Origin of the sequence: Kurthia sp. Dielmo, assembly GCF_000307285.2 — a bacterium.
Lineage (GTDB): Bacteria > Bacillota > Bacilli > Bacillales_A > Planococcaceae > Kurthia > Kurthia populi.
In genome coordinates this window covers 765,790-773,669 of the sequence record NZ_HE578956.1, presented here as the reverse complement: position 1 = coordinate 773,669, position 7,880 = coordinate 765,790, and the positions used below count along the sequence as shown (strand labels likewise).

The window sequence follows — 7,880 nt, the reverse complement described above, 5'->3', positions numbered from 1 at the left end:
AATCACACATAAGCGTGATTCCTGCTTTTTTATACACAACTTACTTGTTCTTTAGCATATAACAATGCCCCAATTGCGCCGCTAAATCCTTCGTCCCCTAAAAACACAGCTGTTTTCTTTTTCAATTTCGTATAACTTGTAATAACATCTCGTAGTTTCGTATTATGATCTAGTGTTGTACCAATATACACAATATGCTCAACTTGATATTGTTCAGCTAATTGAATACTCAATGTCGAGACAACTTCCCCAACAAGCCCCATCGTCGTCGCTAAAATATCTGCCTTTACATAATCTTGTGGTGGTTTCAACCCTACTTTACCAAAATTACTTGCTGTTAAATCTGGATCAAGCGGTGCAGGTACCTCCATTCCTTCAAAAATATCAGCTACCATCAAATCAATATTTTTTCGCTGCCCGGTAGCAGCTAAACTTGAAATTTCATGATAATCGTATTCTCCAGTCATTAAGGCACTCAATCCAACAAGTGTCCCTCCACCAATGCCGGTACCACTAACACGTGTATACGCCTCACCATTTTTATAATGGATGGATGTCCCTGAACCAATATTCGCGACAATACAACGTTCTAATCCGCCTTCTTGACGCTTTAATTGATAATTCACTCCGCGAAATGTTGCTTCAAACTCCACTAATGAATGACGTGTAAGAGAATCATTTAATAATAGATTCAATTGCTCTGCTCGCCCACCTGTCATACCAAGTATTTGAATTTCTGGGTGTGCATTAATAAAAGCTGCTACTTGAGCTAAATCATTTGACGGATAATGACGAACTTGTAATTCATTATTTCCATCTGTGTAGGCGATTTTTGTTAATGTACCGCCTGCATCTATACCAATTGTATTCATATATAAACTCCTTTTTCGCTTCCATTACACTTTAATTCGAAAATAAGGCATTTGCAAATATTTCATACGCATTTTTATGATTTTTGTTCATATACAATTTTACCTGCTACAACTGTTTTCATAACTGCTGTCGATAAAATTTCTTCTTCTGTACAATGCAGTAAATCACGATCTAAAATTGTAAAATCTGCATCATAATTTGGGGCAATATGACCGCGATATGTTTCTTGATTGCCTGTATACGCACTACCTACTGTATACATATGAAGCATTTCATATCGCGACAAACATTGTGAAGGCTGATAAACTTCGCCACCTACTTTCTTACGTGTTACACCTGCCCAAATCGTTTCAAATGGACTAATACGTTCTATAGGTGCATCTGTTCCTGCGCCTAGAACAATTCCTGCACGCAAAAACTCTTTCCATGGATATAAATAGTGACTACGTTCTTCCCCTAAACGTTCGGCAACCCATGGCATATCCGATAATAAGAACAATGGCTGTGCATCTACAATAATGTTTAACGCTGCTAATCGTTGAATTTGTACGGGCGTACATAAGCTCCCATGAATATAACGATCCCGCATTTCAACAGCAGGAACTTGTTCTAATGCTGTAATCACTTGCTCAATCGCTCCATCACCAATCGCATGAACGGCTACCGCTGTATTATGAGAACGTGCTAATGCAATCCAAGAAGCCATCTCCTCATCACTATGAATCTGAATACCCGTTGTTTTTGTCCCTTCATAAGGTGCATTTAAATAAGCTGTATTTCCTCCAAACGAACCATCTGCAAAAATTTTCATTGCACCCGGTTCAAGGAATGGATTATCAAATGTTACACCATCCGTTATCATTTCTTCAAAAACACGATGATTTCTTAACATATGTGCACGGAAATAGCGTTCCTTACCAATCACTCGATTATACGCACCAAAAGATTTTGTATAATGTCCAAAGTATCCCAAGTCTTCTGAGTGAACACCGGTGATACCATGTGCTACTAAATCATCAATTGCTAAGCGAATCATTTCATCTAATTGTTCTTCAGGAATATTAGCAGAAGCTAAATCAAGTAAGGCATCATTGGCATTTTCATAAAGTAATCCATTTAAATTTCCATGTTCATCACGACCATAAGCACCACCAACAGGATCCTCACTTTGTTTGGTAACTTTTAATTTTTCTAAACCTGCATGATTCGTTAAGCAAACATGTCGACAAACTCGACGTAATAACATTGGTCCCGAATAAAGCGCATCTAACTCGTCAATAGAAGGAATACGATCCATTCTATTTTCATCCCACATATCAATATACATCCATTCAGTACCATCTAATTTACTCGCTTCATCTCGCACTTCTTCTAAAAATTGAGCAGCTGTTGTCACATGATGAACTCTTCTCTTTAATAGAAGTTCACCGTATCCAATTAAATGGATATGACTGTCAATAAACCCTGGATACATTACTGCACCATTTAAAAATTGTTGTTGTTCTGCAAATGGTGCTAGTTGTTCATATGTACCCGTTTGAATAATTTTATCCCCATCTGTCAAAACAGCTTCGGTTGTATCACCTTCACCAATCATTGTATAAATTGTGCCACCATACCATAATGTTTTCACAACATTTCCCCCTTGTGCGAATCAAATTGGCATTATTATATCAGAAAATGGAAATTATTTCGAAAATCTGTTTTTTCATTGTCTATTTATGACTTTTTGCAGTACCATAAATAAGGAAACACTATAGAAGTTTGAACGGAGGTATCTTTGTGGTACAACAAAAACAATTATATAAAGAAGCGATGAATGTACTAAAAGCAACAAGTCGTACATTTTTCATTCCCATTACGTTTTTAGAAAAGGATATGAAAACAACAGTTGCAACTGCGTATTTATGTATGCGCGCAATTGATGAAATTGAAGACCACGAAGACATTACAGTAGAAGAAAAAGCACGTATGCTAACAAAAACTGCTGAGCTTCTAAGCACCCAACCATTTGATAATGCAGCGTATCTAGCAGAAATCGATGCATATAAATCGATTTTACCTGAAGTAACATTGCGCTTAAATGACTGGATAACATTATGTCCAGATGCAATTCGTCAACGTGTAGCAGCCTCTACAAGTGAAATGGCTGGCGGCATGGCAAAATGGGCATTAAAAGGTTGGGTTTGTCATACAAAAGAAGATTTAGATGATTACACATATTATGTTGCTGGCTTAGTTGGCGTTATGTTATCTGATATTTGGAAAACATTTGCGAACATTGATACAGATCGTGATTTAGCTATTGGTTATGGTCGTGGTTTACAAGCAGTCAATATTTTACGTAACCAAGACGAAGATGCTGAGCGTGGCGTAAGTTTTGTACCAGATGGCTGGACACGCGATGAATTATTCGCCTATGCAAATAACAACTTAGAAAAAGCAGAGGCTTACAATAAACAAATTACAAAACGTAGTATTTTAATGTTTTGTAAAATTCCGCTCGCACTTGCACATAAAACATTAAAAACAATGCATAGTGGTAACGAAAAATTAACGCGGGCTGAAGTTGAAGCAACTGTTGCAGAACTAGATGAACATACAAAATAATGATGAAAAGAGGCTAGGATTTTATCCCAGCCTCTTTTTATGCATTTTTCACTATTATTCTTTTAAAAAATAGGCACGCGTTGCCTGTCGTTGTTCTTCTGGTAAGATATTTTCTAATTCTTCATGCATCCATTGTAAAGTCTTTCCGTTTAAAAATTGTTTCATTTGTTTTTCTGCTTCTAACATTGTTTGATTAAACAAAAAGAATTAGATTCACAACCACTACAAGCTGTATTTTCATCTTTAATCATCGTACCAGCCACTAGATTCTTACATTGGAACATTGGTTTAGGTCCTTCAATTGCACGAATAACATGCCAAAATGTAATATCTAATGCTTCTTTTGCTAAACGATACCCACCGTTAACGCCTGGTATCGACAATACAATACCTGCTTTTGCTAATTTGCTAAAAACTTTTGATAGATATGTTTCAGATAATCCTTGAAATTCAGCAAGTTCTTTTATCCCTATTGTTTTCTGATCCGGAAGACTAATTAAATGAACGAGACTATGCAAGGCATATTCTACTGTCACACTATATTTCATTTTGTTTCACCTACTTCTTTCAATACTCGCATCGTATCATATTTGACTTTTATTTAAAAAAAGAATTTCTTAATTATAGACAATTTTTATCCACGATTTTTTATCTATTATTAATTGAAAAGGAATGATTTATTATGAAAAGTCGCATTAACTATTATAAAGTAAGCGAAGCAGGGCTCAAAAACATGTTATCAATAGAAAAATATATTTCATTGAACATGAATTTAACTAAGAAGTTAATAGAATTAGTGAAAATCCGCGTATCACAAATTAATGGCTGCGCTTTTTGTTTGAATATGCATACACAAGATGCACGTAAATTAGGTGAAACAGAATAACGTATTTATTTATTAAATGCCTGGAAAGAAACCTCTTTATACACTGAGCAAGAACGTATGGCACTAGAATTTGCAGAAATATTAACGTTAATTAGCGCACATGATATTCCAGATACGCTATATGAAGAAGTCCGCACACTTTTCGATGAACGCCAATATACAGGCTTAGTTTTACTGATTAATCAAATTAATTCATGGAATCGCATTGCAATTTCTATGGCTAATAAATTTGCTTAACTAAAAAAGTGCACTCTTTGTATAAAAGAACGAGCGCACTTTTTTCATATTGGAATACTTTTTATATACTTTAAAATTAATAACTTTCAATTCATCTTATTTGCGTATTATTACTATCTCTTTTCGGAATATATCCTACAACTAATATAATTTTTTTCTATTTCATTCTGAATTTTAAACGGTATACAAAACTTGACATTTTAAAAAAATACGTTAAATGACATAATTTTTCATATAAAAAAAGACTTACCCACTTTAATCAATCTCATATCGATATGTAATCAATCTGATTTATCTATAAATAATATTCGTTCACAAAATTGTCGAAATTTCATTTCATACATCTTATTTGCATCTTTTGCTCTTTTTTTGGGCCCTTTAAGACGCCCTCCATTCTGTCGAATCTTTTTACTTACATGGCGGATATTTAATAAACTATCAATATTTTGATGGGTATATTCTCTCCCATTTTGATCTATACAGAAACCATTTTTAGCTAACACCATTGTGGCAAGTCCATAATCCTGTGTCACGACAATATCACCTTTTTGAATTTTATTTACTAACGCGAAATCTGCTGAATCATTGCCTTTGGAAACGGTTACGGTCGTGGCACCTTCTCTTACAATTTCATGTGAAGTATCACAAAAAATAACGACATCCATTTCCAAATCTTGTGCGACAGCAATTGTCTCACTGACAACTGGGCATCCATCTGCATCGATACATATTTTTGGCATTTTTATTCACATCCTTTCTAAGCATTCATTGTACAATTGCCTTTTACGACAATGAATTTATCTACCCTTTAATTTTATCATGTATTTAAAATTATCTGATCATTTAAGTTTTTTGACGATTGAAAATTTTAAAAATTCCCTTTACGATAGAAACATCAAAAAACTTAAACACACACATGGGGGTTTTCTTAAATGGTAACAGCATTAACAACAAACTCAGAAGCAACAGCATACATCGATAGCGTCTACAATAAATTAGTAGAACAAAATGCACACGAAACGGAATTCTTACAAGCTGCAAAAGAAATCATCTATTCTTTAGCACCTGTTTTTGAACAACATCCTGAATATGTAGATGCAGCAATTTTAGAACGTATCGTAGAACCAGAACGCATCATCAAATTCCGCGTATCTTGGACAGATGATAATGGTAAAGTACAGGTAAACCGTGGTTACCGCGTACAATATAACTCAGCAATCGGACCATACAAAGGTGGCCTTCGCTTCCATCCTTCAGTAAACGAATCAATTATTAAATTCTTAGGTTTCGAACAAATCTTCAAAAACTCACTTACCGGCCAACCAATCGGCGGCGGTAAAGGTGGTTCTGATTTCGATCCAAAAGGTAAATCAAACAACGAAATCATGCGTTTCTGTCAAGCATTCATGACCGAATTATATCGTCATATTGGCCAAGACACAGATGTTCCTGCTGGTGATATCGGTGTTGGTGGTCGTGAAGTTGGCTATTTATACGGTCAATACAAACGTATTCGTGGCGGTTATGAGCCAGGCGTCTTAACAGGTAAAGGATTAGCATTCGGTGGTTCATTAACTCGTACAGAAGCCACTGGTTATGGTTGTGTATACTTCGTAGAAGAAATGTTACGTGAAATCGGTGAATCATTCGCAAATCAAACAGTCGTTGTATCTGGCTCTGGTAACGTTGCTATTTACGCTATCCAAAAAGCACAACAATTAGGTGCAAAAGTAGTTGGTGCAAGTGATTCTAGCGGTTATATCCACGATCCAAATGGTATCGATGTGGAAGCATTAAAAGATATTAAAGAAGTACGTAAAGCTCGTATTTCTGAATACGTAGAAACACATCCTGAAGCAACATTTACAGAAGGTTGCACAGGGATTTGGACAATTCCATGTGACATTGCCCTTCCATGTGCTACTCAAAATGAAATTAACGAAGAAGCTGCAAAAACTTTAGTAGCAAATGGTGTAAAAGCTATCGGTGAAGGTGCTAACATGCCATCTACACTTGAAGCTATTGACGTTTATTATGCGAATGATGTATTATTTGGCCCAGCAAAAGCAGCTAACGCTGGTGGCGTAGCTGTATCTGCTCTTGAAATGGCACAAGATAGCGCACGTCAATTCTGGACATTTGAAGAAGTTGACCAAAAATTACACAATATCATGACAAATATCTATAACGAATCAAGTGCAGCTGCTAAACGCTATGGTCATGAAGGCAACCTACTTGTAGGCGCAAATATTGCTGGTTTCATTAAAGTTGCCGACGCGATGTTAGCTCAAGGTGTATTCTAATTAAAACATTAAATTCATTTGTTTTATATTAAATATTCTGCTTAAAGAAGAAAGTGCGTTTTAAAACGCGCTTTCTTTTTCTTTTTCTCGTCATTTTTACATAAAATTCCTTCTTTTATTCTTTTTAAAACATTCTACTCTAATTTCGATTACAATACGAATAGATGGGAGGAGTGATTTCGATGGAATTAATCTATAAAGGAAAAAATAAAAACATTTACCGTCTACCAACTGGTGCTTTGCAAATACAATTCACTGATGCCGTTACTGGGGAAAATGGCGTCTTTGAGCCGGCTGCAAAATCCATTTTAAAAACCGTACCAGGTGCTGCTTTATCAAGCACACAACTATCCGCTTACTTTTTCAAAAAATTAAATGCGATAGATGTGCCAACGCATTTTATATCTGTAGATGCTGATCACACATCGATTAGCGTTAAAGATACCACACCATTTGGGGGACATGGTATTGATGTTATCTGTCGTTTTCGCGCGATTGGGGCCTTTGAGGCGCGCTATAATGAATTTGTTGAGCATGGTGAAGAACTCGACACATTAGTTGAAATGGTTCTAAAAGATGAGCATGAAGAGCTACCACCAATTTTACCTGACACACTTGAAGCATTAGGTATTATGACATTACCCGAATATAATTTTATGAAAAATTTAGCGCGTGATGTATCGGAATTTATTCGTATGGACTTAGCAAAAAAGGGACTAGAATTATATGATATGAAATTGGAGTTTGGGCGCGACTCACAAAACAATGAAATTTTATTAATAAATGAAATGTCCGCTAATAATATGCATGTCTATAAAGGCGAGCGTCTTATTAATCCAATTGAATTAGAAGAAATTATGCTAAAAAAATAATCCGTTGAGTTGCAACAATTTTCTATTCATTGTTGCAACTCTTTTTTATTTATTTAAAAAGTAAGAATATTCATATATAATAAAAATAATTCGGTCATC

The 7,880-nt window shown here is 35.4% G+C and carries 6 protein-coding genes and 2 pseudogenes; 4 read left to right on the top strand and 4 right to left on the bottom strand.

What is annotated here, in order from left to right:
* Nucleotides 1-29 precede the first annotated feature (29 nt).
* Together coaW and KTHG_RS04100 are read right to left on the bottom strand one after the other, a co-directional pair.
* Nucleotides 30-872: a type II pantothenate kinase gene (gene coaW, locus KTHG_RS04105; protein WP_020189658.1), complete on the bottom strand. Its 843-nt coding sequence runs from the start codon at nucleotides 870-872 to the stop codon at nucleotides 30-32.
* 74 nt (nucleotides 873-946) lie between these two features.
* On the bottom strand, nucleotides 947-2,506 hold the full coding sequence (locus tag KTHG_RS04100; protein ID WP_020189657.1) for an amidohydrolase: 1,560 nt from the start codon (nucleotides 2,504-2,506) through the stop codon (nucleotides 947-949).
* Between the two features lie 149 nt (nucleotides 2,507-2,655).
* On the opposite strand from KTHG_RS04100, the gene KTHG_RS04095 reads away from it, so the two are divergent.
* Nucleotides 2,656-3,483, top strand: a complete 828-nt coding sequence (locus KTHG_RS04095) for a squalene/phytoene synthase family protein (protein WP_020189656.1) — start codon at nucleotides 2,656-2,658, stop codon at nucleotides 3,481-3,483.
* 54 nt (nucleotides 3,484-3,537) lie between these two features.
* On the opposite strand, the pseudogene KTHG_RS04090 reads toward KTHG_RS04095, so the two are convergent.
* A pseudogene (locus KTHG_RS04090) lies at nucleotides 3,538-4,031 on the bottom strand (RrF2 family transcriptional regulator).
* 134 nt (nucleotides 4,032-4,165) lie between these two features.
* Here KTHG_RS04090 and KTHG_RS04085 point away from each other — a divergent pair.
* Nucleotides 4,166-4,606, top strand: a pseudogene (locus tag KTHG_RS04085) (carboxymuconolactone decarboxylase family protein).
* 281 nt (nucleotides 4,607-4,887) lie between these two features.
* Here the strand turns inward: KTHG_RS04085 and KTHG_RS04080 are convergent.
* Nucleotides 4,888-5,346 (bottom strand): YaiI/YqxD family protein, encoded by a 459-nt coding sequence (locus KTHG_RS04080; RefSeq protein ID WP_020189653.1) that lies wholly within the window; start codon nucleotides 5,344-5,346, stop codon nucleotides 4,888-4,890.
* Nucleotides 5,347-5,538: 192 nt separating this feature from the next.
* Between KTHG_RS04080 and gdhA the strand changes: the two genes are divergently transcribed.
* Together gdhA and KTHG_RS04070 are read left to right on the top strand one after the other, a co-directional pair.
* Nucleotides 5,539-6,909, top strand: a complete 1,371-nt coding sequence (gdhA, locus tag KTHG_RS04075) for an NADP-specific glutamate dehydrogenase (RefSeq protein WP_020189652.1) — start codon at nucleotides 5,539-5,541, stop codon at nucleotides 6,907-6,909.
* 182 nt (nucleotides 6,910-7,091) lie between these two features.
* The gene (locus tag KTHG_RS04070) at nucleotides 7,092-7,781 is read left to right on the top strand and encodes a phosphoribosylaminoimidazolesuccinocarboxamide synthase (RefSeq protein WP_020189651.1); all 690 of its coding nucleotides are present in this window, start codon (nucleotides 7,092-7,094) and stop codon (nucleotides 7,779-7,781) included.
* Nucleotides 7,782-7,880 lie beyond the last annotated feature (99 nt).

What these genes read in the sequence shown, in the direction of transcription:
- coaW (WP_020189658.1), bottom strand. Translation starts at nt 872, where the DNA reads ATGAATACAATTGGTATAGATGCAGGCGGTACATTAACAAAAATCGCC.
- KTHG_RS04070 (WP_020189651.1), top strand. Translation starts at nt 7,092, where the DNA reads ATGGAATTAATCTATAAAGGAAAAAATAAAAACATTTACCGTCTACCA.
- gdhA (WP_020189652.1), top strand. Translation starts at nt 5,539, where the DNA reads ATGGTAACAGCATTAACAACAAACTCAGAAGCAACAGCATACATCGAT.
- KTHG_RS04080 (WP_020189653.1), bottom strand. Translation starts at nt 5,346, where the DNA reads ATGCCAAAAATATGTATCGATGCAGATGGATGCCCAGTTGTCAGTGAG.